This window comes from Streptococcus oricebi, from assembly GCF_017883985.1.
Lineage (GTDB): Bacteria > Bacillota > Bacilli > Lactobacillales > Streptococcaceae > Streptococcus > Streptococcus oricebi.
On the sequence record NZ_PRDG01000002.1, the window covers coordinates 326,364 to 350,460 of the forward strand.

Genomic DNA, 24,097 nt, shown 5'->3' on the forward strand with positions numbered 1-24,097 from the left:
TCTATTTTCCAATAGAAATTCCATAGAATTTCTTTACATATTATAATATGAGATACTTTGAATGTCAAAGTAAAAATATTGATATATTATAGTTAGCAATAAATAGAGGTCTAGCCCACTGGAAGTTTTGTAAATAGGAGCTAGTCAGCCCTTTCTAGCTGGAGGATTTTGTTATGGGGGCTTTTATGATATAATATAGCCATACTTTAAAGAGGAATGAGTCATGAATATTCAACAATTACGTTATGTAGTCGCCATTGCCAATAGTGGGACCTTTCGAGAGGCGGCAGAAAAGATGTATGTCAGCCAGCCTAGCCTGTCCATTTCTGTCAGGGATTTGGAGAAGGAATTGGGTTTTAAGATTTTTCGCCGGACCAGTAGCGGGACCTTTTTGACCCGTAAGGGCATGGAATTTTATGAAAAGGCCCACGAATTGGTCAAGGGCTTTGATATTTTCCAAAATCAATATGCCAATCCAGAAGAGGAAAGAGATGAGTTTTCCATCGCCAGTCAACACTATGACTTTCTCCCTCCTTTGATAACAGCCTTTTCAAAGAAGTATCCTAATGATAAGAACTTTCGGATTTTTGAATCAACCACCGTTCAAATTTTAGATGAGGTGGCCCAAGGGCATAGCGAAATCGGTATCATCTATCTCAATGAGCAGAATCGCAAGGGTGTGATGCAAAGAATCAATAAGTTGGGCTTAGAAGTGGTTGAGCTTATTCCCTTTAAGACCCATATCTATCTAAGGAAAAACCATCCCCTAGTCCAAAAGGAGCAGGTGACCTTGGAGGACTTGGTCGGTCTTCCGACCGTTCGTTTTACCCAGGAGAAGGACGAATACCTCTATTACTCTGAGAACTTTGTCGATACCAAGGATAGTTGCCAGATTTTCAATGTGACCGATCGGGCTACCTTGAATGGGATTTTGGAGCGGACCGATGCCTATGCTACGGGTTCAGGCTTTTTGGACAGCAACAGTGTTCATGGGATTACTGTTATCAAGCTGGACGACCATAGGGATAATCGTATGGTCTATGTCAAGCGAGAAGATGTAGACTTGAGCTCTGTCGGCCAGGCCTTTGTGGCTGAAATGGCTACCTATTTTCAGGAGAAGGACTAGGATTTATGAATAGAAAAATACTTTTCCCCTTGCTGGGCCTAGTCCTGATTGGCTTGGATCAGTTGGTTAAATTGGCTGTTGTCAAGTACATCTCTCTGGGTCAGGTCAAGCCCTTTCTCCCTTCAATTATGAGTCTAACCTATCTGCAAAATCGAGGGGCTGCCTTTTCAATCCTGGAAAATCAGCAGGGCCTCTTTACGATTATTACCCTCTTGGTTCTAGCAGGGGCTGGCTGGTACTTTATCAAGCAAATCAAGGGCAGTCTCTGGCTCTTGTCAGGTCTCCTTTTGATTATAGCAGGAGGCCTGGGCAATTTTATTGACCGTCTGCGTCAGGGTTTTGTCGTGGATATGTTCCAATTTGATTTTGTAAATTTTGCGGTCTTTAATCTAGCAGATACCTATCTGACCTTTGGAGTCTTGATTCTCCTCTTGGTCCTTGTGAAAGAGGAAATAAATGAAAATAAAAATTGAAACTGCTGGCAGTCGTCTGGACAAGGCCTTGGCTGATTTGACTTCCTTGTCCCGCAGTCTAGCCAACGAGCAAATAAAAGAGGGCCAGGTCTTGGTCAATGGCCAGGTCAAGAAGGCCAAGTACAAGGTCCAGCTAGGGGATGTCATTCGTTATCAGCTACCTGAACCAGAGCTAGTGGACTATCAACCGGAAAATCTAGCTCTTGACATCATCTATCAGGATGAGGATGTCGCTGTGGTAAACAAGCCCCAGGGAATGGTGGTTCATCCCAGCCCTGGCCATAATCAGGGAACCCTAGTCAATGCCCTCTTGTACCACATCAAGGACCTCTCTAGTATCAATGGGGTCCTGCGGCCAGGGATTGTTCATCGGATTGATAAGGACACATCTGGTCTTCTCATGATTGCTAAAAATGATCAGGCCCATCTGGCCTTGGCTCAGGAGTTAAAGGACAAGAAGTCTCTCAGGAAATACTGGGCCCTGGTCCATGGAAATCTTCCTAATGATTTGGGGGTCATTGAGGCTCCGATTGGCCGGAGTGAAAAGGACCGCAAAAAGCAGGCGGTTACAGCCAAGGGCAAGGAGGCCTTGACTCGTTTTAAGGTTTTGGAGCGTTTTGGAGATTATAGTCTCCTAGAATTGCAGCTAGAAACGGGTAGGACCCATCAGATTCGGGTGCATCTGGCCTATATTGGCCACCCCATTGCAGGAGATCCGGTCTATGGACCTAAAAAAACCCTAAAGGGCCAGGGGCAGTTTTTACATGCCAAGACTCTTGGTTTCACCCATCCTAGGACCGGTCAAGACCTAGAATTTTCGGTGGATTTACCCCCAGTCTTCCAAGAAACCTTAGAAAAGTTGCGAAAGACCAGGTCCTAACTATTTTTGAGAAGGAGGAAGTAGAAGGTCAGCTAAAACCTTCCCTTCCTTTTATTGTAAACCAGGCCTTGCTAGGTCATGATTCTAGTGGAAATGGAGCTTGTATGGATTATAAACGAATTGTCTTTAAGGTCGGGACCAGCTCTCTGACTAATCCTGATGGGAGTTTGTCTCATAGTAAAGTAGAAAAAATAACGCGGGATTTGACCCTGCTCCATGAGGCTGGTCATGAGTTGATTTTGGTTTCTTCGGGAGCTATAGCAGCTGGTTTCTCCTCTCTAGGCTTTAGAAAACGGCCCAGAAAAATTGCAGACCAACAAGCGGCAGCAGCAGTTGGTCAGGGGCTTTTGCTGGAAGAATATACCCGGCATTTACTGGCAGAAAAGATTGTCTCGGCCCAAATGCTCTTGACCCAAGATGACTTTGCGGATAAGAGGCGTTATCAAAATGCCCACCAGGCTCTGGCTGTCCTCTTAAATCGAGGGGCCATTCCCATCATCAATGAGAATGACTCGGTCGCGATTGCCGAGCTCAAGGTGGGAGACAATGATAGCTTGAGTGCTCAGGTAGCAGCCATGGTCCAGGCGGATCTTTTGGTTCTCTTGACCGATGTAGACGGTCTTTATACGGCCAATCCCAGTCAGGACCAGGGAGCCCAGCGGATTGAGAGGGTGGACAGGATTGAAAGGAAACTTCTGGCCATGGCTGGAGATGCGGGTAGTCAGAATGGCACAGGTGGCATGCTGACCAAGCTCAAGGCAGCTGCCCTAGCAACCAATGCGGGAGTGCCGGTCTATATTTGTTCTTCCCTGCCAGAAGAAGCTCTGCTAAATGCAGCTAAGAGGCAGGACCAGGGGACCTTCTTTTCTGCCCAAATCAAGCGAATGCGGACCCAAAAGCAGTGGCTGGCTTTCTATGCTCCTAGCCGGGGTAAGCTTTATCTGGACCAAGGGGCCAGTCAGGCTCTGACAGCAGAAGGCAAGAGCCTCTTACTTTCGGGAGTCTTAGCTAGTCAGGGTTCTTTTTCCTATCAAGACATCGTCAGTGTCTATGACCAGACTAGTGGCCGCTTGCTGGGCAAGGGCCGAGTCAGGCTGGGCCAGCTGGCCTTGAAAGACTTGCTTAAGGCCAAGAAACCCAAGGGGATTCTCATTCATCGGGATGACTGGATTTCCCTAAGTGAGGAACTTGCCTTCTTCTTAGCTGAATTTTAGAAAGGAATTGCCATGGATACAACAGAAATCTTACTAGAAGAGTTACAAAAGGCTAAACACTCCATTAACCGGGCCAGTAGCGAGGAGAAAAATCGGGCCCTTCTCTTGATGAGCCAGGCTCTTTTGGCCCACCAGGATAAGATTTTAGAGGCCAATCAGGCGGATATGGCAGCAGCTACTGGACAGATTTCCGAGGTCATGTTGGATCGGCTCTATCTGAATCAAGCTAGATTGGCAGAGATGGCTGCTGGTATAGAGGCCTTGATTGAACTAGAAGATCCAGTCGGTCAAGTTATTGAAACTTCCTACCTAGAAAATGGCTTGAAAATCAGCAAAAAGAGAGTGGCTTTGGGAGTGGTAGGAATTATCTATGAAAGCCGTCCTAATGTCACCTCTGATGCGGCAGTTCTGGCCCTCAAGAGTGGCAATGCAGTCATCTTGCGGACCGGCAAGGAAGCCTATCGTACAGCTCAAGCCATCGTTATTGCCCTCAAGGAAGGTTTAGCCCAGAGTGAGATTTCTGATAGTTGCTTGCAGCTAGTCAGCGATACCAGTCGATCTAGCGCCTATAGTCTGATGAGGGCCAAGGGATTTTTAGACCTTCTGATTCCTAGAGGCGGAGCGGGTCTGATTCAGGCGGTGGTTGAAAATGCCCTGGTGCCAGTGATTGAGACGGGGACAGGGATTTGCCATATTTATGTGGATCAGGCTGCGGATTTGGAGCTGGCCCTATCGATTGTAGATAACGCCAAGACCAGTCGCCCCTCTGTCTGCAATGCTGTTGAGACCTGTCTGGTCCATGAGAGACTGGCTCCTTCCTTCTTACCGGCCCTTTATGAACGCTTGGTCGACCAGCGTTTGGCCCAAGGTCAAGAGCCGGTTGACTTCCGCTTAGATGCTTCAGCCAGCTCTTTTATAAAGGGAAAGTTGGCTCAAGTTGGTGATTTTGATCGGGAATTTTCGGACTATATCCTAGCTGTAAAGGTCCTTCCTTCTTTAGAGGCTGCGGTAGAACATATTGAGCGGCATGGCAGTCACCATTCAGACGCCATTATTACAGAAGATTTGGCTGCCGCTCAGGCTTTTACAGATCAGGTTGATAGCGCTGCGGTCTATGTCAATGCCTCAACTCGTTTTACGGATGGTGGGCAGTTTGGCTTGGGCTGTGAAATGGGAATCTCTACCCAGAAACTTCATGCTAGAGGACCCATGGGCTTGACGGAGCTGACGACCTATAAGTATATTATAGAAGGTCAGGGCCAGATTAGGAGGTAGAAAATGAAAATTGCTTTTATCGGTTTGGGAAATATGGGCTCCCTCTTGGCCAGGCTGGTTTTGGAGAAAAAGGCGGATCAGGACGAGATTCTCTTGGCCAATCGTAGTCCCCAAAAGGCTGAACAACTAGTCCAAGAGTTTGGGGGACGACTTGTTAGCAATCAAGAAGTATTTAACCAAGCAGACATGATCTTTTTGGGCTTAAAGCCCAAGCAGGTCTTGGATTTGCTAGAGGAGCATAAGGAAGAGCTAGAGCAAGCTCCCTCCTTAATCTTGGTTTCTATGGCGGCAGGGGTCCGTCTCTCAGATTTGGCAGCAGTAGCGGGTCAACAACACCGCTATATTCGGATTATGCCCAATACTCCCATTACAGTAGGGGCGGGTGTGATTAGCTATAGTCTCTCTGAGAAGGTAGTGGAAGGTGACCGGCTTCTTCTGGAAGACTTACTGGAGCGGGCTGGCCAGCTAATCCAATTAGAGGAAAAGGATTTAGATGCAGCAACGGCCCTAGCAGGCTGCGGCCCAGCCTTTGTCTATACCTTTATTGAGACTATGGCAGATGCGGGGGTAAGACTGGGCCTCCCTCGACACCTAGCCTTGAGCCTAGCTAGCCAGACTGTCTTGGGTGCAGCCCAAATGACCAAGGAGACTGGCCTGCATCCAGCCCTGTTAAAAGACCAGGTTACAAGTCCAGCCGGGGCGACCATTGAAGGTTTGGTCAGTCTAGAGGAGACTGGTTTTCGAGCCAGCCTGATTAAGGCCTTAGAAGCCTCCTACCAAAAGGCACAGGACCTGGGCCGCTAGATTAGTTAGAGCTAGAACTTATAGCCATTGTCAAAGCCCGAAAAATAGAGTATAATAAACCAGTATCCTAACAAGGATAGCATACAAGTAAAACTGAAAAGAAAAGGTGAAGAATATGCAATTACCAAACTGCCCCCAGTGCCAGTCTCCTTATGTTTATGAAGACGGTGCCCTGCTGGTCTGTCCCGAATGTGCCTACGAATGGAATCCTGAAGAAGTTCAAGCTGAGGAAGGCTTGCGCGTGCTAGACGCCAATGGCAAGCAGCTAGCTGACGGCGATACCGTTACCGTTATCAAGGATTTAAAAGTAAAGGGAGCGCCCAAGGACATCAAGCAAGGAACTCGGGTGAAGAATATCCGTCTGGTTGAAGGCGACCACAATATCGACTGTAGGATTGATGGTTTTGGTGCCATGAAGCTCAAGTCAGAATTTGTAAAAAAGGTCTAATTAGATGAAAGAAAGATTTATTTTGCCCTACCGGAGTCTGCTTTTTCTGCTGGCCTTTGTCGGGGTTTACCTAGAGATTGCCAAGTTTGGCTGGGGCATGCTTATGTACTATACGGTCCTTTCCAACGTGCTTGTCCTTCTTTTTACCGGCTATCTGCTCTTTTTGATGCGGCGGTCAAGAAAGGACTGGTCCTCGGCCAAGCTTTTACGGGTAAAAGGGGGCGTGACCATGTGTATCATGATTACCTGTGTGGTCTATCATTTTCTGCTGGCCTCAAAGACCACTGATTTCCACCGTTTGGAAAACTATCTCTGCCACTATATTGTTCCCCTAGGTTTTCTCTTAGATACCCTAATCTTTGATAAGACCAAGCAGTACCGCTGGTACGATCCCATTGCCTGGACTCTACTTCCTATTATCTATATGGTTTTCGCCCTTTTTAATGGCCTCGTGACCAAACTTCCCATTCCAGACTCCAAGGACAATCCCTTTCCCTACTTTTTCTTAAATGTAAATAAGTTTGGCTGGGCTTATGTAGTCCGGATGTGCTTGATTATCTTTGGGGCCTATCTGCTTTCTGGTTTTATCTTTTATGGGATAAAATTGATTTGGGGCCGAAAAAATGAATAATCTTACAGTTTTTACTTGAAGAATCCACTCGACTGTGGTATAGTATAGTCAATCGAATAAGTTCCTTTAAGTCTGTCCTGTGAGACAGCCAAGGAGTCTGAGAAAAATACATGATAGAGGTGGAGTGTAAGTGGACACTCATTTTACTGCTATCTTCATTTTCTGTAGCCTCCTTGATGGAGGCTTTTTCTTTGCAAAAAAATAGAAAAGAATTAAATTAGAAGACTCTGAACTTGTCCTGTCAAGGGAGAAGAAGGGCGCAAGCCTCGAAATGCTCCCCGATGGTCAAATCAAAATCAGGGTCTAGTCCAAGGAGGAAAAATGAAGAAAAAAGAAGTCGTCGATGAATTAACTATGAAAAGGGCCATCACCCGCATTACCTATGAAATTATTGAGCGCAATAAGGACTTGGAAAAGCTGGTTCTAGTCGGTATCAAGACCCGTGGAGTCTATATCGCCAAGCGAATCCAGGAACGGCTGGCCCAGTTGGAAAATCTCAACCTACCTATGGGAGAGTTGGACACCAAGCCTTTCCGCGATGATATCAAGGTTCAAGAAGACACGACTCAGATGCCGGTCGATATTACAGATAAGGATGTCATCCTGATTGATGATGTCCTCTATACTGGTCGGACCATTCGAGCAGCTATTGACAATCTAGTCAGTCTAGGTCGTCCAGCCCGGGTCAGCCTGGCCGTCTTGGTCGATCGGGGCCATCGGGAGTTGCCCATTCGAGCGGACTATGTAGGTAAAAATATCCCGACCAGCCTGAGTGAGGAAATTGTCGTTCAGATGGTGGAAGAGGACGGCCGAGATCAGGTCCTGATTGTGGAGGGCGCTAGCAAATGAGTCAAGTCAGATACGATGTTAGCGATAAACCCAAGGCTAGCCTTCTCTTAGGCCTTTCCTTCCAACACCTTTTTGCCATGTTTGGGGCGACCGTTCTGGTTCCAATCTTGGTTGGAATTGATCCAGCAGTGGCCCTCCTTTCTAGTGGTCTAGGAACCCTGGCCCATTTGACAGTGACCAAGTATAAAATCCCCGCCTATATGGGATCTAGCTTTGCCTATATCACGGCCATGCAGTTGCTGATGAAAACGGATGGTATCGGGGCAGTAGCCCAAGGAGCCATTACTGGTGGTTTGGTTTACTTTATTGTTGCCTGGATTGTTAAATTCGCTGGCAATGCCTGGATAGACAAGGTCCTACCACCAGTCGTTGTCGGTCCAATCATCATGGTAATTGGTCTCAGTCTTGCAACGACAGCAGTCAATGATGTGATGCTTAAGGACAAGGCATACAATCTTAGCTATTTTCTAATCGGTATGGTGACCTTACTGGCAGTGATTCTCTTTAATATCTATGGCAAGAAAATTTTAGCCATCATTCCAATCTTGCTTGGCTTGATTGTCGGCTACCTCTTTGCTCTGGTCTTGGGCTGGTTGACTGGCCAGGAAATCATTTCCTTTGCAGGTCTAGAGAAGGCTTCCTGGTTTAGCCTACCTCCGATGAGGCTGCCCCTGGTTCATTATGGCTTGAAATTCTATCCTAGCGCCATCTTAACCATGGCTCCCATTGCCTTTGTAACCATGACCGAACACTTCGGCCATGTCATGGTCCTAAATAGCCTGACCGGAAAAGACTTCTTTAAGGAGCCAGGTCTAGATAAGACCCTAGCTGGTGATGGTCTGGCCCAGATTGTTGCTGGTTTTCTAGGGGCGCCTCCGGTTACCAGTTATGGTGAAAATATCGGGGTCATGGCCCTCAATAAGATTTATAGTGTCTATGTGATTGCTGGTGCAGCCAGCCTAGCTATTGTCATGAGCTTTGTCGGCAAGGTCTCTGCCCTCTTGCAGTCCATTCCTAGACCGGTCTTGGGTGGGATTTCCATTGCCCTCTTTGGAGTTATCGCCTCCAGTGGTCTGAAAATCCTGATTGAAAAACAGGTCGATATGGATAATAAGAAAAACCTCCTGATCGCCAGTGTCATTCTGGTTTCTGGAATTGGAGGCTTGACCCTACAACTGTCAGGTCTGCAAATCTCGGGAGTGGCTCTTTCGACACTATTAGGAATTGCCCTTTATCTGCTCTTGCCAGAGCCAAAAGACAAGGCCTGAAAGGGGGAATGCGTTTCACACTAGGTCAAAATCAGTTACCCATTGCTCGTCTCGAATCTACTAGTAGATTGACCCTTCCTAGCAACAAAGCTGGGACTATGCCTATACTCAAGTAAGGAGAAAATTATGTCTACCAATCAAATCGCACTTAAACATCTGGTCTCTATGGAAGTCTTAAGCAATGATCAAGTTCTTAGTTTGATTAAGCGGGGAATTGAATTTAAAAATGGAGCCAAGGTCCAGTATGATGACCAGCATATCGTTTCCAACCTTTTCTTTGAATCCTCCACTCGGACCCACAAGGCCTTTGAAGTAGCAGAGTTAAAGTTGGGCTGTGACTTGCTTGATTTCGATGTAAAAACGAGCTCGGTCAATAAGGGAGAAACCCTTTATGATACGATTTTGACCATGTCTGCCCTGGGGGTAGATGCCTGTGTGATTCGTCATCCCCATGTTGATTACTATAAAGAATTGATTGAAAGTCCAACCATCACCACCTCCATTATCAATGGTGGAGACGGGTCAGGCCAACACCCTAGCCAAAGCCTGCTGGACTTGATGACCATCTATCAAGAGTTCGGCCGTTTTGAAGGCTTGAAGGTAGCTATTGCTGGTGACTTGTCCCACTCTCGGGTAGCCAAGTCCAATATGATGATTTTGAAACGCCTGGGAGCAGAGCTTTACTTTGCAGGACCTGAGGAATGGCGGACACCAGAATTTGAAGAATACGGTAGCTTTGTCACCATCGACCAAATCATTGACAAGGTAGATGTAATGATGTTCCTAAGGGTTCAGCATGAACGTCATGAAACCTATGGTGACTTCTCAACGGCAGCCTACCACAGAGAGCATGGTTTGAACCAAGAGCGCTATGACCGCATGCAGGACCATGCCATTATTATGCACCCAGCCCCAGTTAACCGCGATGTTGAAATTGCTGATGAGCTTGTAGAAGCTCCTAAGTCCAGAATTGTAGAGCAGATGACCAACGGTGTCTTTGTCCGAATGGCCATTATCGAAGCAGTTCTCAAGGGACGCAAGCAGTAGAAGTTTCACTCAATCGACTTACAAACGGTCTAAAAGGAGGGCGCATGCAAAAAAGATTCTTAGTTTTAGAAAATGGCACTGTCTTTAGCGGACAGGCCTTGGGCGCAGATATAGAGGTAACAGGAGAACTGGTCTTTAATACAGGTATGACAGGCTATCAAGAGTCGATTACCGACCAGTCCTATAACGGACAGATTTTAACCTTTACCTATCCCGTGGTAGGTAATTATGGCATCAATCGAGATGACTTTGAGTCTATCCGTCCGACCTGTAAGGGAGTTGTTGTCAATGAGTGGGCTCGACTTGCCAGTAATTGGCGCAGTCAGGCCAACCTAGATGAGTTTTTAAAAGCCAAGAATATCCCAGGAATTTCCGGGATTGATACCAGGGCTCTAACCAAGATGATTCGCCAACATGGGACCATGAAGGCAACCTTGCTGAATCGGGGAGACGATTTAAGCTACATAAAGGAGCAACTCCAGGCGACCTTACTGCCCCAGGACAATATCAAGCAAGTTTCAACTAAGACCTCCTATTTTATTCCGGGAACTGGCCGCAATCTGGTCCTGGTAGATTTTGGCCTGAAACACTCTATCTTACGAGAATTGGTAGCACGTTCTTGTAGCGTGACAGTGGTTCCCTACAATACGACTGCCCAAGAAATCCTCCAACTTCACCCTGACGGTGTCATCCTATCAAATGGACCGGGAAATCCCGAAGATGTACCAGAAGCCCTGACCATGATTCAAGGGATTCAGGGCAAGCTTCCCCTCTTTGGCATTTGCATGGGCCACCAGCTCTTTAGCCGGGCCAATGGAGCCAAAACCTACAAGATGAAGTTTGGTCATCGTGGCTTTAACCATGCAGTGCGTGATTTGACTAGTGGGCGCGTGAGCTTTACTAGTCAGAATCATGGCTTCGCCGTTAGCCGCGAGGATTTGCCAGAGGACTTGCAGCTTACGCATGAGGAGATTAACGACCGTTCAGTTGAAGGCTTACGTCACCGTCGCTACCCAGCCTTTTCGGTCCAATTTCATCCTGATGCTGCCCCTGGTCCCCACGATGCTAGCAGTTTGTTTGATGATTTCATGAAAATGATAGATCAGTTCCAAGCAGACTAGCCTGAGCAGAAAAAGGAGGAAGAAGCATGCCAAAGCGTAATGATATCAAAAAGATTGTAGTGATTGGGTCTGGACCGATTGTTATCGGCCAAGCAGCCGAATTTGACTATGCCGGGACCCAGGCCTGTCTAGCCTTGAAGGAAGAGGGCTATAAGGTCATTTTAATCAATTCTAATCCAGCAACGATTATGACCGATAAGGAAGTTGCCGACAAGGTCTATCTCGAGCCCTTGACCTTAGAATTTGTAAGTCGTATTCTTAGAAAAGAGCGTCCTGACGCTCTTTTACCTACATTAGGCGGACAAACAGGCCTCAATATGGCCATGGAATTATCCCAAGCAGGCCTGCTAGAAGAGCTAGGTATCGAACTTTTGGGGACCAAATTATCTGCTATTGACCAGGCCGAAGATCGGGACCTCTTTAAACGTCTTATGGAAAGCCTGGATCAGCCTATTCCCGAATCAGAAATTGTCCATACAGTTGAGCAAGCCTTGGACTTTGCGGCCCAGATTGGTTATCCGCTCATTGTTCGTCCAGCCTTTACTCTAGGTGGAACGGGTGGCGGTATCTGCGAGAATGAGCAGGAGCTGAGCGAGATTGTCGAAAATGGCCTCAAATTATCACCAGTAACGCAATGTTTGCTGGAGCGCTCCATTGCTGGTTTTAAAGAGATTGAGTATGAGGTGATGCGGGATTCGGCAGATAATGCCCTGGTGGTCTGCAATATGGAAAATTTCGATCCGGTCGGTATCCATACAGGCGATTCCATCGTCTTTGCTCCTAGCCAGACCTTATCTGACTATGAGTATCAAATGCTTCGAGACGCCAGTCTCAAAATCATTCGAGCTCTTAAAATCGAGGGCGGCTGTAATGTTCAGCTAGCCCTGGACCCCCAAAGTTTTAAATACTATGTGATTGAGGTCAATCCACGGGTATCCCGCTCCTCGGCCTTGGCCTCCAAGGCAACTGGCTATCCCATTGCCAAGCTAGCAGCTAAAATCGCTGTCGGCTTGACCTTAGACGAGATGCTCAATCCAGTTACCGGAAAAAGCTATGCCATGTTTGAGCCTGCCCTAGACTATGTGGTCGCTAAGATTCCCCGTTTTCCCTTTGATAAGTTTGAGCATGGGGAGCGCCATCTAGGAACTCAGATGAAGGCAACTGGAGAAGTTATGGCTATCGGGCGAACGATTGAGGAGAGCCTACTTAAGGCCTGTCGTTCCTTGGAAAATGGTCTTATTCATAATGAGCTGGCGGACTTAGAGCAGGTGCCAGAAGACCAGTTGCTTGAAAAAATCGTTAAAGCCCAGGATGACCGCCTTTTCTACCTTTCAGAAGCTATTAGAAGGGGATATGATATTGAGAAGCTAGCTCGACTAACCAAGATTGATGTCTTCTTTTTGGACAAGCTCTTACATATCGTTGAGCTGGAAAGAGAATTGGCTCAAGCCCCCTATGATGTGGAGCTTTTACAGACAGCCAAAGGTTACGGTTTTTCTGACCAGAAGATTGCCCAGCTTTGGCAGATGACAGTAGCAGAAGTCAGAGACTTGAGGCTGGCCAATAAGCTCCTTCCGGTCTTTAAAATGGTCGATACCTGTGCAGCCGAATTTGAAAGCCAAACCCCTTATTTCTATTCGACCTATGCCTTTGAAAATGAATCTCACAGGTCGGACAAAGAGTCTGTTTTGGTCTTGGGCTCAGGCCCCATTCGGATTGGCCAAGGAATAGAATTTGACTATGCGACGGTCCATTCGGTCAAGGCCATTCAGGCTGCCGGCTATGAGGCCATTATCATGAATAGCAATCCTGAGACCGTCTCTACCGACTTTTCCATTTCTGACAAGCTCTATTTTGAGCCCCTGACCTTGGAAGATGTCATGAATGTAGTTGACTTGGAAAAGCCTAAGGGCGTTATTCTTCAGTTCGGTGGCCAGACTGCTATCAATTTGGCAGAGGATTTAGAGGAGGCCGGGGTGCCCATTCTTGGTACCCAAGTAGCCGACTTGAATCGTGCCGAGGACCGCAAGCTCTTTGAGCAAGTCTTAAAAGAGCTGGCAATTCCGCAGCCGCCAGGCCAAACCGCCACCAACGAGGAGGAAGCCCTGGCTGCTGCCCGGGCGGTAGCCTTCCCTGTCCTAGTGAGACCCTCCTTCGTTCTCGGTGGACGGGCCATGGAAATCGTTGAAAATGAAGAGGACCTCCTCAACTATATGCGGACAGCTGTCAAGGCTAGTCCTGACCACCCTATCTTAATTGACTCCTATATTGTCGGTAGGGAATGCGAAGTAGATGCCATTTCTGACGGCCAAGAGGTTCTTATCCCAGGAATTATGGAACATATCGAGCGGGCCGGAGTCCACTCAGGAGATTCCATGGCTGTGTACCCACCCCAAAATCTATCAGCTACAGTTAAGGACAAGATTGTGGACTATACCAAGCGCCTAGCCCTCAGCCTCAACTGTGTCGGCATGATGAATATCCAGTTTGTTATCAAGGACCAGGATGTTTATGTGATTGAGGTCAATCCGCGGGCCAGTCGGACAGTGCCCTTCTTATCCAAGGTGACCAATCTGCCCATGGCTCAACTAGCAACCAAGCTGATATTAGGCCAGAAGTTAGCAGACTTGGGCTACCAAGGCGGCCTCTATCCAGAAAGTTCCCTCGTTCACATCAAGGCGCCCGTCTTTTCCTTCACCAAGCTAGCCAAGGTAGATAGTCTCCTCGGACCAGAAATGAAATCAACAGGTGAGGTCATGGGGAGCGACCGTAGCTTGGAGAAGGCCCTCTACAAGGTCTTTGAAGCCAGCTACCTCCACCTACCCAGCTTTGGAAATATCGTCTTTACTATTGCAGATGATAATAAGAAAGAAGCTTTTGGTCTGGCCCAGAATTTTTCTAATCTTGGTTATGGCATTTTAGCCACTCAAGGAACAGCAAAATTCTTTAGAGACAAGGGGCTGGAAGTAGAAAGTCTAGAAAAAATCGGCGGACCTAGCAAGCGAGATATTCCAGCCTTTGTCCAGGCAGGGAAGGTCCAGGCCATTGTGAATACAGTAGGAAACAAACGCACTAGTGATGTGCATGGCCAATTGATTCGCCAGTCAGCGATTAGCCACAGTATCCCCCTCTTCACCTCTCTAGATACCCTGAGAGCTATCCTGAAGGTGGTGGACAGCCAAACCTTTATCACTGAAAATCTTTAGAGGGGCTAAGAAACAAGTCCTAGATAAGCCAAAGGCATGAAATCCTAGACATAGAAAGTCTGCTTTCATGCCTTTTCTGATACTAGTAAACTAGAAAAAGAGTCTAAATCTGACTTTGACCAGCCTCTTAGTTTCCTGGACAGAGTCTCCTCATATAAGAAAGTTACAGAACTGTAATCTAATTTCTATAAAAAAGTCATGCTTTTCCTCTAAACATTAAGGCCAATTAGTGATAAAATAGTAGCGTATGGAAAAAATAAAAAATATATTTCTATGTAAAAAATATTTAAGAAGCGAGGGGAGAAACTCAATGGAAAAGAAACTAGGTAAATCCGTTGTTGCAACGGGGATTGCCGCAACGACTATTATTTCAGGTAGCCTGACTCATCAGGTCAAGGCTGATGACTTAAGTAAGGAAAGTAAGAAAGAGCCTAAAACGACTGAGGTAACTGAAAAGCCAGTTACAGAGGCTGATCTTGAAGTCTCTAAGGTCCACCTAGATGCTGCTAATGTGCAGGTCAAGGAGCAAACAAAGGCAACAGAAGAAGCCCAAAAAGAAGTCGATGAAGCTAAGGCTGCTAAGGAGCAAGCAGAAGAGCAAGTTGCTCAGGCCCAAGCCCTCCAAGCAGAAGCGACAGCTGAAAATATGGACAAGGCTGAGTCTGACATCAAGGCTGCCCAAGAAGAAGTTGCTCAAAAAGAAGCAGACGTCCAAACAGCCAAGGAAGCTGAAGAAGCGGCCCAAGCAGATGTCAAAGAGCAAGAAAATAAAGTGGCCGGCCAACAATCCTTGGTAGACATGGCTCAAAAGGAAGTAAATGAAGCCAAGGCACCGATTGCTAGAGAAGAAGCGGAGTTAGCAGAAGCTCAAAAGCAAGAGAGCCAAGCCCAAGAAAATCTAGCAGCTAAGGAAGGTCAACTAGAGCAAGCTCAAGCGACTAGCGACCAAAGTGCCGCTCAAAAAGACCTAGAAGCCAAGGTTGCCCAGGCCGATAAGGACTTGAATCAAACCAAGGAAAGCCTAGCAGCTAAGCAAGCTCAAGTATCTGAACTGGAAAAAAGCCAACCAGCTAGTTCTGTTACATTTGCCAATGGCAACTACCAAGGTTTCCTAGAAAGTGCCAAGAATAACGGGGCAACTCAGGCTATTCGAGAAGCAGCAAACAAGGCTCTTGAGACCTATGCGAATGCTAGCAGAGAAGGGGTCAATGTTGATACAGGTGCTAGCAGTGCAGCGACCTTGGAAAACAACCTCAAGGCTCTGGAAATGGTTAAGGCCATCAATGCCCACCGCCGTCAGGCTGGCTTGCATGAGCTCTATGTAGACCCTTATGCCAATGTTCAAAGTCAAATCCAAGCCCTCTTATTTGAGGCTAAGGGTTGGCATGATGCCAAGTATTTTGCTAATGAAAATGTAGCCATTTCCTTCACTCCGCAAGGAGCGGTGGACTTCTGGCATCGGGAAAAAGCCCTCTATCAGCAAGTTGCAGCCCAGCATGGCCTACCAACAGACGAGAGACAGCTTGATGCCAACGATATTTACTCCAAGGTTGGAGCTGCTACCTTTGCGAAAATCGGTCATTATGTGCAGATGATGGACAATAAGGCGACTGCAATTTCAGCAGCCTATAATAACCATCCCAACCAGTTCAGCCAAACAAATGGAACAGCAGAGGTTGGTTTCCACAATATCCGTAATCTAGCAGAACGCATCAACAATGGGACCTTGATGACTGTGGCTGACTTTGAAAACCTATTGAGAAATGGTGCGGCAGGTGCAGTTAATCCAGCCCTTACCAATCTCAAAAATGAGTTGGCAGCCCTTAATGTTCAAAAGACCAACCAAGAAGTTAGCCTAAATATCCTCAATCACCAGTTGGCTGATTTGAAGGCCAATATTCAAAATCAAGCTCAAAACTTAAGCAATGCCCGCCAAGCCGTAGCTGATGCCAAAAATACCTTGGCCCTGGCTCAACAAAACTTAGCGGCTAAGCAAAACCAGCTCAATCTGGCCAAGGATAAGATTTCAGCTAGTCTGGCTCCTAAAGAGGAAGCCCTGAAAGCTAGTCAGGATAAATTGAAGCAAGAAAAGGATCGTTTGGCTCAACTAGTCAGCATTCATGAGACTGCTCAAGCCAAGTTGGACAAGGCCCAAGCAGATTTAGATGGAGCCAAGGCAGTCCTAGCAGCAGCCAAGGATAAACTCTTGTCCTTGACCAATGCTCCGCAAACCCTGGCCTTAGCCCAAGAAAACCTCAAAACAGCTCAAGAAAATCTAGCTGAAAAAGAGGCCCTCTTGAAGGAAGAGCAAATTCAATTATCTATTTACCAAACAGTCTTTAGTAAACTGGACGGCCAGTACAAGGACTTGGAAGCTAAATTAAATGATCGTGCAGCCTTGGCAGCCGCTCCTCAGTCGTTAGGACAGGGGGCAGCTCAAGGAGATCCTAACCAGGCTGGATTCGTTCAAACAGAAAACCAAAATCTCAAGGCTCAGGCTGAGCAATTAGCCCTAGCTAAGGGAGGAACCTACCAAGGTCAAGCCATGGTAAACCCAGAAGTAACTGCTAAGCAGTTGCCAGCAACTGGTAGCCAGGCTAGCCAATTAGGCTTGGCAGGTATGGCCCTTGGTCTCCTGGGACTAGCGGCTGGCAAACGTCGCCGTCAAGATTAAAAATAGACTTACCTTGCAAATAGCAGGGTAAGTTTTTTCTTGGCCAAGTTTGCTGGCTAGCGAAATGCTAGATTTGTAAAAAGGTTAGCTTGAGCCTGTTTTTATGAATGGCCTATCAATTCTTAGCATCTCTTCTTCAGGAACTCTATTTTAGTAAAGAAAGAATTTGGAGTTTTTTGGAAGTTTTTGGCAGAAAGTGCTTGACTTTATCAGATTTTTCTGTATAATAGAATCTGTAAACGATTGCAGAAGGAGTGATTTTTATCTTAAAATCAGAGCGCAAGCAGGTGATTTTAGAGGAAGTCAACCGCGATCAGATTGTTTCACTAGAAAGTCTAGTCCAAATCTTACAGACATCCGAGTCTACTGTCCGCAGGGATTTGGATGAATTGGAGAGCGAGCATAAGCTGAGGCGGGTCCATGGTGGTGCCCAAAGCCTCCACTCTTTGCAGGAGGAGGAGAGCAATCAAGAAAAATCTATCAAAAACATTCGGTCTAAGAAGCTGATTGCCAGCCGGGCGGTCAGCCTGATTCAGGATTATGAGGTGATTTTTGTTGATGCAGGAACGACAACGGAGCTCATGCTCCAATTTCTGAACAATCCGAAGATAACGGTTGTGACTAATTCGATTCACCATGCGACAACTCTAGTTGAAAAAAATATACCAACGGTCATTATCGGAGGATTAGTAAAAAGATCTACCGATGCCAGTATCGGTGGTGTCGCTCTCAATCAAATTGGTCAACTAAACTTTGACAAGGCCTTTCTGGGGATGAATGGAGTCGATCAAGACTTCTTTACAACTCCAGATATGGAAGAAGGAGCCATCAAGCGGGCCATCTTAGAAAATGCCCAAAAAACCTATGTTTTGGCAGATAGTTCTAAGCTTGGTCAGACTTCCTTTGTCAAGGTAGCCCCCCTTAAAAGGGCCAGTCTCATCACCAACGGGAGCAGATTGGATTTGATTGCTAAGTTGAAAGAAAAAACGGAGGTTATCGAAGTATGATTTATACGGTTACACTCAATCCCTCAATTGACTACATCGTCCGCCTAGACGAGGTCAAGGTCGGAAGTGTCAATCGCATGGATAGCGATGATAAATTTGCCGGTGGTAAGGGAATCAACGTTAGTCGGGTTCTCAAACGCTTGGATATCGATAGTAAGGCGACCGGTTTTATCGGCGGCTTTACTGGTAAATTCATCACCGACATCTTAGCTAGCGAAGGGATCGCAGGCGACTTTGTTCAGGTAGCAGAAGATACCCGGATCAATGTCAAAATCAAGGCTGACGCCGAGACAGAAATCAATGGAGCTGGCCCTACTATTAGCCCAGCAGAGCTAGATGGTTTAAAGAAGATTCTAGCTGCTCTTACGGCAGCAGATACCGTTGTATTTGCGGGTAGCAGCCCGAAAAATCTAGGAAATGCTATCTATAAGGAATTGATTGAGTTGACTAGGCAGACAGGGGCACAGGTGGTCTGTGACTTTGAGGGACAGACCCTCATCGACTCGCTAGCCTTTGAGCCAGTCTTGGTCAAACCTAATAATCATGAACTGGGCGATATTTTCGGGGTGACTCTGACAGAATTGCCAGACATCGAAAAGTATGCTCGCCAACTCTTGGAGCAAGGAGCCCAACAGGTGATTATCTCTATGGCCGGTGACGGTGCCCTCTTGGTTACCAAGGAAGCCTCCTACTTTGCCCAACCGATTAAGGGACAGGTGAAAAACTCTGTCGGGGCAGGAGACTCAATGGTGGCTGGCTTTACAGGGAAATTAGTCCAAACAGGAGATGTCCTTGAAGCCTTTAAGTGGGGAGTGGCTTGCGGTACGGCAACCACCTTCTCAGATGACTTGGCCACTGCAGCCTATATCAAAGAAATTTATGAAAAAGTCGAGGTAGAAAAACTATGAAAATTCAAGATTTACTAAAAAAAGATGTCATGTTGTTGGATTTACAAGCGACTGAAAAGACCGCTGTAATCGAGGAAATGATTCAAAAATTAAGCGACCAGGGTTATGTGACTGACTTTGCAGCTTTTAAAGAAGGAATTCTAGCTCGTGAAGCCCTGACCTCAACAGGTCTGGGAGACGGAATCGCTATGCCCCACAGTAAAAATGCAGCAGTCAAAGAAGCGACCGTTCTCTTTGCCAAATCCAATAAGGGCGTGGACTATGAGAGCTTGGACGGTCAGCCAACTGATCTCTTCTTTATGATTGCAGCACCAGAGGGCGCTAACGATACCCACTTGGCAGCCCTTGCTGAATTGTCTCAGTATCTGATGAAAGACGGTTTTGCTGAAAAACTACGTCAAGTGACTTCACCAGACGAAGTACTTGCACTCTTTGATAGCGCTGAAGAAAAAGCAGAAGAACCTGCAACTGTTGAGCCAGCTGCTGAGGGAGGCGACTTCCTGGTAGCAGTTACAGCTTGTACAACAGGGATTGCCCATACCTATATGGCCCAAGAAGCCCTGCAAAAAGTAGCAGCGGAAATGGGAGTTGGTATCAAGGTTGAAACCAATGGTGCTAGCGGTATTGGCAATCAATTGACAGCAGAAGACATTGCTAAAGCCAAGGGAGTTATCGTAGCGGCTGACAAGGCAGTAGAAATGGAACGTTTCGACGGTAAACCATTGGTACAGCGCCCTGTTGCAGACGGTATCAGAAAAACTCAAGAATTGATTGATTTAGCACTTTCTGGTCAAGCACCTGTTTACCATGCCAGCCACAAGGAAGCAGCTGCTTCAACAAGCTCTTCAGCTGGTGCCGGTCTTTATAAACACTTGATGAGTGGTGTTAGTCAAATGTTGCCATTTGTTATCGGTGGTGGTATCTTGATTGCCCTGGCCTTCCTCTTTGACCAATTTATGGGTGTACCTAAGGACCAACTCAGTCAGCTCGGTAGCTACCATGAAATTGCAGCCCTCTTTAAGAGCATTGGTGGTGCAGCCTTTGGCTTTATGCTTCCAGTTCTTGCAGGTTACATTGCCTACTCTATTGCTGAGAAACCTGGTCTTGCTCCTGGTTTTGTAGCGGGTGCTTTAGCAGCGTCTGGTGCAGCCTTTGGTAAGGTTCCCTTTGCAGCAGGTGGAAAAGCTAGCATGGCCCTTGCAGGAGTTCCTTCAGGTTTCCTTGGAGCCCTTGTCGGTGGTTTCCTGGCTGGTTATGCGGTTAATTTCCTTAAGAAAGCCCTCAAAGGCTTGCCAAAATCTCTCGAAGGTATCAAGTCAATCCTACTCTACCCACTTCTTGGTACAGCTGTTACCGGCTTCCTGATGCTAGCGGTTAACATTCCAATGGCAGCTATCAATACTGGTTTGAACGGTTTCCTGGAAAGTTTAAGTGGAACATCAGCTGTCCTTCTAGGACTTGTAGTTGGTGGGATGATGGCCATTGATATGGGTGGTCCTTTCAATAAGGCAGCCTACATCTTTGGTACGGGTACTTTGGCAGCAACTGTCTCAACTGGTGGTTCAGTTGTTATGGCAGCCGTTATGGCTGGTGGTATGGTTCCACCGCTTGCGGTCTTTGTCGCAACCCTGCTCTTTAAAAATAAATTCACCGAAGAAGAACGTAACTCTGGTATCACCAATATCGTTATGGGTCTGTCCTTCATTACAGAAGGTGCCATTCCATTTGGTGCAGCTGACCCAGGTCGTGCTATTCCAAGTTTCGTTGCTGGTTCTGCTCTGACAGGTGCCTTGGTTGGTCTTGCTGGTATCAAACTCATGGCGCCACACGGTGGTATCTTCGTTATCGGTCTAACAACTAATCCCCTCCTTTACTTGCTCTTTGTTCTAGTCGGAGCAGTTGTCAGCGGTATCCTCTTTGGTTACTTGCGCAAGCCATTAGACAAATAAGAAATGACTCAATCCTCACTTTGGTGGGGATTTTTTTTGCTAAAAATAGACACTTTTGAACAGAAAAGAAAAAGTTGTCTATAAAATATATTTATTTGTAAGCGGTTTCATGTTATAATAAACTTGTGATTATAAAAGAAAGGAGTGAGGTTGTTTTTTGTTGAATTACGAAAGGTCATAGGGAAATAAAGTAAGGGGTGATGAAAGTTATAGTATATTAAAGATTTTTTTATTAAATTTAGTCTATAAATGATTAAAATCAGAAAGGGAGTTTATATCATGAAAAAAATAATTAGTTTAATTTTATCTATCTTATTACTATTAGTCAATTTTCAACCGGTGGCTTATGCTGCTGAAACTCAGAATGAAATGTCAGATATAGATTATGCGACAGAGGTCATGGCAGAGATATTAGAAATCAATAAAATATTAGAACCTCTTGGAATAAATTTGGGTGATTTACAAAAATTACCACAAAAAGATTCGGCTTTTTATGAAGGATTAAAAGAGTATTTAATTACATCTTCAAAATCATCATCTACAACAGATAGAAGTAGTATTTCTTCTCAACCTTCAGTAACTTCTGCTACAGATTGGGAAAAAGTCTTTGAAGACCCTGAAAAGCCTAAATTAAGTGCAGAATCTAAAAACGATGCTAGTCTTTGGGCTTATGCTTGGGAAATGGCATCTTTAAATCAAAAGAGGGATTATAATGCCAAGGACCTTATCCAAGAAACCAAGTATATGTTCATGTCCCATTATGTAGATATAAAAACAGGTCCTTCTTTTATTGTAGATAAAAGTATTTCAGATGATGTTTACTTCAGTGCTTGGATAACTAACGATGATAGAAACACTTATGATACCTATTTGAAACATACAAGAAATTCTGATAAAGTTTTTGAGTTTACTAAGGGCGTAGTAAGTATGTATAATTCAAGAAAGTGGTTAAAGGAAATTGATGAATTAACTCAAATAACAACAGTCAGATCTTTTTTAAAGAAAATAGTTGACATTATAAAGGAGATAGATGGTAGTGTTGAGGAAATGAGAGACAGAATAAAATTAGTCGCTTCTCTTCTTAATGAAGAAAACAATCCAAAAGCATTTGTAGATAATTTAAAAAATAATTTATCAAATGCAAATTATGACAAAATGGCAACAGATAATATGAATGATGCTCTTTGTGCTATGCTAGTTGCAGTTGGGATAGGTAGCGGTGGTATTGGAGATATTTTTTCTTCTATGGGTATCTCGGCGCTCGTTTTTTATCCATATATGATTAAAGATTTATATGATAAAGTGTGGTTTGTTTCCTTAATCCAATACAATGGTTTGCGAGTAGGAAATCGAATGTTGAGAGCCTATGGTTTCTAGAAATATGATTTGCCCCAATAAAAAATGTCGCTATGAATTTTTTGAGCGTGAGAAGGGCTATGTTGCCTGCCCTTCTTGCGGTCAGGAAATAAAGGAAAATATGCCCACAAATCCAGCGAGAAGATCTGAAGCGATTGTAAAAATGCTGGCTTTTCGGAAGTTTTTAAAACTTGAGAAAACACTTATAATCATAACAATCACCCTATTTTGTATAGTATTTATTATTGCGATTTTAACCTATGCGCCACGCTATTCCTATGGTTTCCGCGATTATTTTTTAAATAGAGCAGCACGGAGTAGTGTATATATTATCCCCTCTTTTTTAATGCTTATATTTTCTCAATCTACAAATAATTATAAATTTATAAGGAAAACAATTGGAGAGGACGCTTGGTATCTCAGTACTTTCAAATGTAAATTATTCAAATGGTTCGTCTACGGCTTAACGATTTTTGCTCTGTTTAAGACGTTTATTCCCTATTTTTATAACTATTATCTAGGGGAATTTCTTAAACACGGTTTATCATCAGCAAATATGGAACAAAAAGTCGTCTATTTTTATATACTTATGATTTATGTTAGTCTGGCTATGATTGAGTTAGATTTAATAGACCTCTACCAAAGACACTTAAGCAGAAAACTAGACAGGCGGTATTTTAAATGATGATTTGCCCCAATAAAAAATGTCGCTATGAATTTTTTGAGCGTGAGGAGGGTTATGTTGCCTGCCCTTCTTGCGGTCAAGAAATAGAGAAAAATATGCCTACAAATCCAGCTGGACGTTCGAGAGCGATTGTTAAAATACTAAAGTATAAGGATTACCTGAAATTGAGGGAAAAAGGAATAACCTCTCTTTTTTACCTCTCTTTCTTTCTCGTTGTCATTATTATTCCTTTCTTCATTTTGAAAGATTTGCCACCGGCTGGATATAGCGAAAGCGACCATATTGTCACTGTTGGCGAATATTACAGTCCACCAATAGTAATGGTAGTACTTTTCTTTCTTTTATTTGCAGGACCATTCAATAATTATAAATTTTTAAAAGGGATAATAGGCGAACATGCTTGGTATTGCAGCACTTGGTGGTTTAAAGTGTTAAACTGGTTGGTACTGGCTGTAACTATTTTCTTATTTTGGCAAATTGTCCTACCACTGTATATCCACTTTTTACAGCATAGTTATAAACAGTATGATAAAATTTCTTATTTTCGAGATGTCTTTGTTGAGTTTGCCAGTATGTTAATCTGGACGGCTATGCTAATAGTAGGGCTGGACTTAAATGACCTCTACCAAAGACACTTAAGCAAACAACTAGACAGGAAGCATTTTACTTAGGCTGGGCTTTATGCCCAGCTTTTTATTTTGTAGGCAAAGGGCTTGGAAATGGCCATAAGAAAGAGTAGTCAGTCTTTTGAAAATATGCTATAATATTCCTAACGCTTAATTTTAGGAGAAAGTTAGAATGGAACTACATCGTGAAAAAGAGTTTGTGAGTCAGTATCATTACGACGCTCGCAATTTTGAATGGGAAAAAGAAAATGGAACACCTGAAACCAAGGTAGATGTTAATTTTCAACTAATCAATCGGGATGAGGAAAATCAAGCTACCTCTATCGTGGTGATTTTAAACTACATGATTGTTTTTGAAGCTTTTGTCGTTAGTGGTGTCATTTCTCAGGTCAACCATATTATCGGTCGCATCGTTGATGAGCCTAGTGAATTTTCTCAAGAGGAAGTAGAGGAGCTAGCGGCTCCTAGCCTCGCCATGCTTAACCGCTTGACCTATGAAGTAACAGAAATTGCCCTTGATTTACCGGGCATCAATTTGGAGTTTTAAAAG

At 45.0% G+C, this 24,097-nt stretch carries 21 protein-coding genes; all 21 read left to right on the forward strand.

Translation table 11 applies throughout. The annotated features are described in order from the left end of the window. Positions 1-223 precede the first annotated feature (223 nt). The 21 genes from C4K46_RS04220 to C4K46_RS04320 all read left to right on the forward strand — a co-directional run bounded on the left by C4K46_RS04220 (position 224) and on the right by C4K46_RS04320 (position 24,094). Entirely contained in the window at positions 224-1,126 is a 903-nt protein-coding gene (locus C4K46_RS04220; RefSeq protein ID WP_209627629.1) for a LysR family transcriptional regulator, read from the forward strand. A 5-nt stretch (positions 1,127-1,131) separates the two neighbouring features. After that, positions 1,132-1,599: a signal peptidase II gene (gene lspA, locus C4K46_RS04225; protein WP_209627630.1), complete on the forward strand. Its 468-nt coding sequence runs from the start codon at positions 1,132-1,134 to the stop codon at positions 1,597-1,599. After that, on the forward strand, positions 1,583-2,479 hold the full coding sequence (locus C4K46_RS04230; RefSeq protein ID WP_209627631.1) for an RluA family pseudouridine synthase: 897 nt from the start codon (positions 1,583-1,585) through the stop codon (positions 2,477-2,479). The genes lspA and C4K46_RS04230 overlap by 17 nt, the downstream gene beginning before the upstream one ends. A gap of 104 nt (positions 2,480-2,583) precedes the next feature. Continuing rightward, positions 2,584-3,693 carry a glutamate 5-kinase gene (proB, locus tag C4K46_RS04235; RefSeq protein ID WP_209627632.1) on the forward strand — a complete coding sequence of 370 codons (1,110 nt, stop codon included), beginning with the start codon at positions 2,584-2,586 and terminating at the stop codon, positions 3,691-3,693. Positions 3,694-3,705: 12 nt separating this feature from the next. After that, entirely contained in the window at positions 3,706-4,968 is a 1,263-nt protein-coding gene (locus C4K46_RS04240) for a glutamate-5-semialdehyde dehydrogenase (protein WP_209627633.1), read from the forward strand. 3 nt (positions 4,969-4,971) lie between these two features. Next, positions 4,972-5,772, forward strand: coding sequence for a pyrroline-5-carboxylate reductase (proC, locus tag C4K46_RS04245; protein ID WP_209627634.1), 801 nt, complete (start codon positions 4,972-4,974; stop codon positions 5,770-5,772). 115 nt (positions 5,773-5,887) lie between these two features. Then, complete coding sequence (locus C4K46_RS04250; RefSeq protein WP_209627635.1) at positions 5,888-6,220, forward strand: zinc ribbon domain-containing protein YjdM; 333 nt, start codon at positions 5,888-5,890, stop codon at positions 6,218-6,220. Positions 6,221-6,224: 4 nt separating this feature from the next. Continuing rightward, on the forward strand, positions 6,225-6,851 hold the full coding sequence (locus tag C4K46_RS04255; RefSeq protein ID WP_209627636.1) for a Pr6Pr family membrane protein: 627 nt from the start codon (positions 6,225-6,227) through the stop codon (positions 6,849-6,851). Between the two features lie 321 nt (positions 6,852-7,172). Continuing rightward, positions 7,173-7,700 (forward strand): bifunctional pyr operon transcriptional regulator/uracil phosphoribosyltransferase PyrR, encoded by a 528-nt coding sequence (gene pyrR / locus C4K46_RS04260; protein WP_209627637.1) that lies wholly within the window; start codon positions 7,173-7,175, stop codon positions 7,698-7,700. Beyond that, on the forward strand, positions 7,697-8,968 hold the full coding sequence (locus C4K46_RS04265) for a uracil-xanthine permease family protein (protein WP_209627638.1): 1,272 nt from the start codon (positions 7,697-7,699) through the stop codon (positions 8,966-8,968). The genes pyrR and C4K46_RS04265 overlap by 4 nt, the downstream gene beginning before the upstream one ends. Before the next feature lie 126 nt (positions 8,969-9,094). After that, on the forward strand, positions 9,095-10,015 hold the full coding sequence (locus C4K46_RS04270; protein ID WP_209627639.1) for an aspartate carbamoyltransferase catalytic subunit: 921 nt from the start codon (positions 9,095-9,097) through the stop codon (positions 10,013-10,015). A gap of 44 nt (positions 10,016-10,059) precedes the next feature. Next, positions 10,060-11,136 (forward strand): carbamoyl phosphate synthase small subunit, encoded by a 1,077-nt coding sequence (locus tag C4K46_RS04275; RefSeq protein ID WP_209627640.1) that lies wholly within the window; start codon positions 10,060-10,062, stop codon positions 11,134-11,136. 26 nt (positions 11,137-11,162) lie between these two features. After that, positions 11,163-14,342: a carbamoyl-phosphate synthase large subunit gene (gene carB, locus C4K46_RS04280; RefSeq protein ID WP_209627641.1), complete on the forward strand. Its 3,180-nt coding sequence runs from the start codon at positions 11,163-11,165 to the stop codon at positions 14,340-14,342. Positions 14,343-14,652: 310 nt separating this feature from the next. Next, entirely contained in the window at positions 14,653-17,016 is a 2,364-nt protein-coding gene (locus C4K46_RS04285) for a CAP domain-containing protein (protein WP_209627642.1), read from the forward strand. Positions 17,017-17,279: 263 nt separating this feature from the next. Further along, a complete protein-coding gene (locus C4K46_RS04290) occupies positions 17,280-18,023 on the forward strand; it encodes a DeoR/GlpR family DNA-binding transcription regulator (protein WP_209627792.1) in 744 nt (247 codons plus the stop codon). After that, complete coding sequence (gene pfkB / locus C4K46_RS04295; RefSeq protein WP_209627643.1) at positions 18,020-18,931, forward strand: 1-phosphofructokinase; 912 nt, start codon at positions 18,020-18,022, stop codon at positions 18,929-18,931. The genes C4K46_RS04290 and pfkB overlap by 4 nt, the downstream gene beginning before the upstream one ends. Further along, on the forward strand, positions 18,928-20,880 hold the full coding sequence (locus C4K46_RS04300; protein ID WP_209627644.1) for a PTS fructose transporter subunit IIABC: 1,953 nt from the start codon (positions 18,928-18,930) through the stop codon (positions 20,878-20,880). The genes pfkB and C4K46_RS04300 overlap by 4 nt, the downstream gene beginning before the upstream one ends. 279 nt (positions 20,881-21,159) lie before the next feature. Then, positions 21,160-22,257, forward strand: a complete 1,098-nt coding sequence (locus C4K46_RS04305; RefSeq protein WP_209627645.1) for a hypothetical protein — start codon at positions 21,160-21,162, stop codon at positions 22,255-22,257. Beyond that, complete coding sequence (locus C4K46_RS04310) at positions 22,247-22,921, forward strand: hypothetical protein (protein ID WP_209627646.1); 675 nt, start codon at positions 22,247-22,249, stop codon at positions 22,919-22,921. The genes C4K46_RS04305 and C4K46_RS04310 overlap by 11 nt, the downstream gene beginning before the upstream one ends. Further along, positions 22,918-23,592, forward strand: a complete 675-nt coding sequence (locus C4K46_RS04315) for a hypothetical protein (RefSeq protein WP_209627647.1) — start codon at positions 22,918-22,920, stop codon at positions 23,590-23,592. Before C4K46_RS04310 ends, C4K46_RS04315 begins: the two co-directional genes overlap by 4 nt. 127 nt (positions 23,593-23,719) lie before the next feature. Then, positions 23,720-24,094, forward strand: a complete 375-nt coding sequence (locus tag C4K46_RS04320; RefSeq protein ID WP_209627648.1) for a DUF1149 family protein — start codon at positions 23,720-23,722, stop codon at positions 24,092-24,094. The last annotated feature ends 3 nt before the right edge of the window (positions 24,095-24,097 follow it).

Bases quoted from the DNA above. Each gene is read 5' to 3' on its own strand.
- pyrR (WP_209627637.1), top strand. From the start codon at position 7,173: ATGAAGAAAAAAGAAGTCGTCGATGAATTAACTATGAAAAGGGCCATC.
- C4K46_RS04250 (WP_209627635.1), top strand. From the start codon at position 5,888: ATGCAATTACCAAACTGCCCCCAGTGCCAGTCTCCTTATGTTTATGAA.
- proC (WP_209627634.1), top strand. From the start codon at position 4,972: ATGAAAATTGCTTTTATCGGTTTGGGAAATATGGGCTCCCTCTTGGCC.
- pfkB (WP_209627643.1), top strand. From the start codon at position 18,020: ATGATTTATACGGTTACACTCAATCCCTCAATTGACTACATCGTCCGC.
- C4K46_RS04275 (WP_209627640.1), top strand. From the start codon at position 10,060: ATGCAAAAAAGATTCTTAGTTTTAGAAAATGGCACTGTCTTTAGCGGA.
- C4K46_RS04255 (WP_209627636.1), top strand. From the start codon at position 6,225: ATGAAAGAAAGATTTATTTTGCCCTACCGGAGTCTGCTTTTTCTGCTG.
- C4K46_RS04320 (WP_209627648.1), top strand. From the start codon at position 23,720: ATGGAACTACATCGTGAAAAAGAGTTTGTGAGTCAGTATCATTACGAC.
- carB (WP_209627641.1), top strand. From the start codon at position 11,163: ATGCCAAAGCGTAATGATATCAAAAAGATTGTAGTGATTGGGTCTGGA.
- lspA (WP_209627630.1), top strand. From the start codon at position 1,132: ATGAATAGAAAAATACTTTTCCCCTTGCTGGGCCTAGTCCTGATTGGC.
- C4K46_RS04270 (WP_209627639.1), top strand. From the start codon at position 9,095: ATGTCTACCAATCAAATCGCACTTAAACATCTGGTCTCTATGGAAGTC.
- C4K46_RS04310 (WP_209627646.1), top strand. From the start codon at position 22,247: ATGGTTTCTAGAAATATGATTTGCCCCAATAAAAAATGTCGCTATGAA.
- proB (WP_209627632.1), top strand. From the start codon at position 2,584: ATGGATTATAAACGAATTGTCTTTAAGGTCGGGACCAGCTCTCTGACT.
- C4K46_RS04315 (WP_209627647.1), top strand. From the start codon at position 22,918: ATGATGATTTGCCCCAATAAAAAATGTCGCTATGAATTTTTTGAGCGT.
- C4K46_RS04305 (WP_209627645.1), top strand. From the start codon at position 21,160: ATGAAAAAAATAATTAGTTTAATTTTATCTATCTTATTACTATTAGTC.
- C4K46_RS04265 (WP_209627638.1), top strand. From the start codon at position 7,697: ATGAGTCAAGTCAGATACGATGTTAGCGATAAACCCAAGGCTAGCCTT.
- C4K46_RS04285 (WP_209627642.1), top strand. From the start codon at position 14,653: ATGGAAAAGAAACTAGGTAAATCCGTTGTTGCAACGGGGATTGCCGCA.
- C4K46_RS04300 (WP_209627644.1), top strand. From the start codon at position 18,928: ATGAAAATTCAAGATTTACTAAAAAAAGATGTCATGTTGTTGGATTTA.
- C4K46_RS04220 (WP_209627629.1), top strand. From the start codon at position 224: ATGAATATTCAACAATTACGTTATGTAGTCGCCATTGCCAATAGTGGG.
- C4K46_RS04230 (WP_209627631.1), top strand. From the start codon at position 1,583: ATGAAAATAAAAATTGAAACTGCTGGCAGTCGTCTGGACAAGGCCTTG.
- C4K46_RS04240 (WP_209627633.1), top strand. From the start codon at position 3,706: ATGGATACAACAGAAATCTTACTAGAAGAGTTACAAAAGGCTAAACAC.